The organism is Catenulispora sp. MAP12-49, from assembly GCF_041262705.1.
Lineage (GTDB): Bacteria > Actinomycetota > Actinomycetes > Streptomycetales > Catenulisporaceae > Catenulispora.
The window spans coordinates 1-4,119 of record NZ_JBGCCP010000082.1 but is presented as its reverse complement, the minus strand read 5'-3'; the positions used below and the strand labels follow the sequence as shown (position 1 = coordinate 4,119).

1 protein-coding gene is annotated in these 4,119 nt (G+C 65.5%); it reads right to left on the bottom strand.

The window, feature by feature from the left end:
* Positions 1-537: 537 nt before the first annotated feature.
* Positions 538-3,474: an NACHT domain-containing NTPase gene (locus ABIA35_RS49325; protein WP_370347731.1), complete on the bottom strand. Its 2,937-nt coding sequence runs from the start codon at positions 3,472-3,474 to the stop codon at positions 538-540.
* Positions 3,475-4,119: the final 645 nt, after the last annotated feature.

Sequence of the window (4,119 nt, the reverse complement as noted above, 5' to 3'; positions counted from 1 at the left end):
CCAGCTGAGGCCATCCCAACCGAAGGACAGATCCGCCGCCGACAAGTCCCCGCCACCACCATCCACGAGTACCACCGAGCCGCCTGACCAACTCGGCGAACCAGCTGGCCAGAGCATGTATACGTTAGTTTTGGCACGGTACAGGCTTCTCCGCGTATTCTCCGAAGAAAGCCTACGCACCTCGCAAAGGACCGCCCTTCGCACTCCCCTGCGCCTGCACCGACTTCCATTGGCTCGGCCACTCGCGGGGACCATAGACAGCTTGTTGGAATCCAGACCGGCAACGCTCGCTCTGTAGCGCCGGCACCACCCTTGATGCCTGGGCAAGGTCTGACGACACCACCGGACGAGACGACCGGTAGATCCGACACGCCGACGGTCATGTTTCCCCCATACGGCAACGCGGCGGAGCGCCGCTCGGCACCTGGTTCAGGTGAGCACGGATTCCTGCTCGTGCCAACATCCTCGCGAAGCTGGGGTTTCGGGGCGTGGCGAGGCTGCGGCGGTGGCGCATCGGTTGCGGATGTTCGAGGAAGCTTAGGGGCGCTTTCGAGCGGGTGTGCTTGCGATGATCGAGGTCGTCGGCGAGGTCGCGCCGGCAGCTTCGATGGCTTTGCGCAGCGGGTTGTTGTAGCGCTTGTTCCGATGCTGAGCGTGGAGGGCCAGCAGGGTCAGCGGGACGCCAACGGCGACGATCCAGGTCGGGTGCAAGCCGATCAATCGGGCAGTGGCGATGGTTCCGATGAGGAGTTGGTAGGTGAGGGAAACGACTACGAGCGTTGTTAACCCGGCAAGCAAGAGTTGACTCGACCGCGCCCAGCGGCTTATGAAGCCGAGACGGGGCGCGAAATACAATCCCAACAGAACGAGCCAGCTCACCGGCACCAGCGCCCGCGGCCCGAACGACCGGTGGCCGACCATCATCTCGAATTCTTGCCACGGCGCGGCTCCCATGACGAAGACCGCGGCAAGGACTGCGCACGCGATGAGGCCCGGCCAGAGATAGGACCTCTTGGGGGCAACCGTCGGCATCGCGGTCCACTCCGAACGGGGATGCGGCGAACCAAGTAAGAGCAGGATGCTCAATTGGTCCTCATACCCCATGGCTTCGACCATGGCAGTGTGATTCGGGGACAGTTGGTAATGGTCTAGCAGCGCTCGTCGCAGATCGTCACCCGCCGATGTGAGAGCCGGCAGCTCCTGCAACCCGCGCAGCACGGCATCGAGTTGCAGTTTCGCCCCGGGAGGGGCGACTACCTGATGGCTCTCAGAGAGCACTCGGTCCGTCAGCTCGACTATCCGGTCCGGCACAACCCACAACCGGGGGTTGCCGTGATCAACGACGACGGACGCGACTACGAACCGGAAGTCAATCCGGCCCACGTCCTTGGGGATCGCCTCGACGGGGCAGCCGTTGACGACACTGAAGACCCATGCCACAACCTCGTTCAGCGTTGAGGACCCGCCGCTGAAGCGTTCCCAGACCCATTCGCCCCCGCTGGGCCCCTGGGTCCCCGGACCCCGCGCGATGACCTCGACGGCGACCGCGTCGCCGAGTCGTTCAGCCAAGCGCCAAGCAGCCCGCATTCCCGGTTCGAGCCCGCGGATGAGCAACCCCACAAGAGCTTCGATGGCGGCCGGCGTGGCAATGCCCGCCAGATCGTCCACCGCATTCAGGTCGCCGCTCTCGGCCAGCCGACACAACGCGGGTATAGCCAGATCGCCCATGGATACCAACGCGATTCGTGCACTGATGTCGCTCGTGGTCGACCCACTGGCGAGGAACTCCGCCGCCGACTCGTGCCCCGAGGCGGCCAGCGCTTCCATAGCCGCCTCCGCGCGATAGAAGTCGGACCCGCTCCGAGCCAACTCGAACAACCGGTCTCGGATCAGGGCACTGCGAGGACCACTGCCCGCTGCGGCGTTCCCGAACGCTAGGATGACCTCTGGATTGGGCAGGACACCGTCTGCGCGGACCAGATCCACCTCAAGCAGGTCGACCGTTTCCCGAACGATCGCCTCGCCCACCCGCGTCGTCGCCGACACGCACTCCAGCGCCATCGTGCAGCCACCGGGACCGTCGTGGTCGAGCAGGTACCGGATCAGCGGGGTCGCGTCCCTGTCTGCCCGGCCGCACCACAGCTTGACCGTCTCCCGCCAGGCATTCCTGTCGGTCACGTAGCGGTCGAGCAGCCCTTCGCGATCATCCCTCAGCTCCACGGCGGCGAGGTACTCCTGAAAGGTCAGATGCCGAAAGAAGTAGCTCGGCGCCACCCCACCGCTGCTCGAAAGCAGTTCACTGCGCTCTACGATCTCCGCCAGCAGCGGCTCGGCGTCCTTCTCGTCGAGGTCAATCGAAGCGGCGATAGAGCGGATGTGTTCCAGGGCGCTGGCATGGGAGATGTTCAGCCGGTCCCGGTCGGCGCCGGCGCGATCCTGGAGAACTAACGCGATGCCGCGCAGCACCACTAGCTTCTTGTTCGCCGCGAACTGTGACCGACCTCGTTTGAGGACGTCGTCCCGCCGGACCAGGTTCTCGATCGCGGTGTCATAGAAGTCCGCACGCGAGGTCGGCAGCGCGATGCCCGACGTCGTCATCCAGGCCATCATCGACAACAATAGAGGGCTGCGCGCCAGGCGTTTGAGTGCCGCGTTCGCCCCGAGTGTCCGGTAGAGGCGTTCCTGTGAAGCCGCGTCCAGGCCGGGCCAGCGGTGCAGCAGCAGCCGGATGGTCGCGTCATCGAGTTCTGCGACCCGCACCACCGTTCTGAAATCCAGTTCGCCGTTGTAGAGCGAGGAACGGCAGGTGACCACAATCTGGCAGTCGGTGAAGCGCTGCGCGAAGTCCTTCAGCTTCTGGACGACGCCGTCGAGGCGGTCGGCGGTCACCTCGTCGAGACCGTCGAACAGGACGGTGATCCGACCGTCCTCGAGCGCCTTGGTGACGAAGCCCGCCGCGCCCTTGAAGCGGTGCGTGTGCAGGAACTCCTGGACTTGCGCGACTAGGTCGATCGCGTCCGCCGGGCCGGAGTTGAAGCGGCGCAGCTCCACCAGCACCGGTATCTCGCTCCGGCGGGTGGTGTGGCGCTCGGTCCACTCCAGCAGCGAGTGTTTGAGCAGCATCGACTTGCCCGCGCCGGCTTCGCCGATCACGACCGAGCGGCGTTCCCCGCGGATCGCCTCGTACAGGTCCCGGCGTTCGCCCGTGGCCACGGCCGCCAAGGGCACGTAGACGTCCCGCACGCTGATCGGCTCTGTGCCGAACCCGAGGGTGTGTTCGCGGGCGTACTCCGCGACCGAGCGCTGGTAGCGGCGGATGCGGCGCAGGCTGCGGGACCTCAGCACGGCCAAGTAGTCGGTGAGCACCTCCGCGAAGGAGGCGCCAGCGCGGTTCAGGGACGGCGTGATGAGCTGTTTGACGGACAGCGCGGCAACGCCACCCAGGCCCAGTGCGCCCGCGACTGCGGCGAACACCGTCCAGAAGGTGGCGTTCGAGGCGGCCGCACCCGGGGTCGGGGTGGGGGCGTACGCCCGCGCGAGGGCCCGAACCCAGGCCACGACGCAGTCCGGCGCCACTCCCCCACCCCTCCATGCCTGACCCCCGGCACATTCGTCCCCTGAATAAGCCCGGGGACTCGTAGTGTACCGCCGGATCACGCGGCGTGACCGTCCGACGACGCGGTTCGGGGTTAACCACCAGTGCCCTGATCTGTCCTCGAACACCCGCGCGCGCCACCTGCGATCCCTCATCCGGATGGAACGCCCCGCGCCGCTCCCGTGACCGGCCCAAATAAACTTCGTTCACGAAGAGATCCTTGAACAGGGCGGGTTCGTCAAGTGGGCCCAGATCAACCCCGCTGGCCGGTCGATGGTAGTGAAGGTCTATCGGCGTTGGGTCGACCCCGAGGACCCGGATTGCTCCGCACAGTTCGTGATCACTATCGACAACAACGATATATCTGGGAGCCGTTTGCCGCGATGGACGCGGCGGACGTCATGGACGTACTTGCCAAGTAGGCGCCGGCGCAATGCCGCGTAGTTAAGGGTTTGGCGGTGTCGTCAAATGCGGCTGTGAGCAGCTGTTTTATATAGTGAACGAGACCTCTGATACACCGGTTC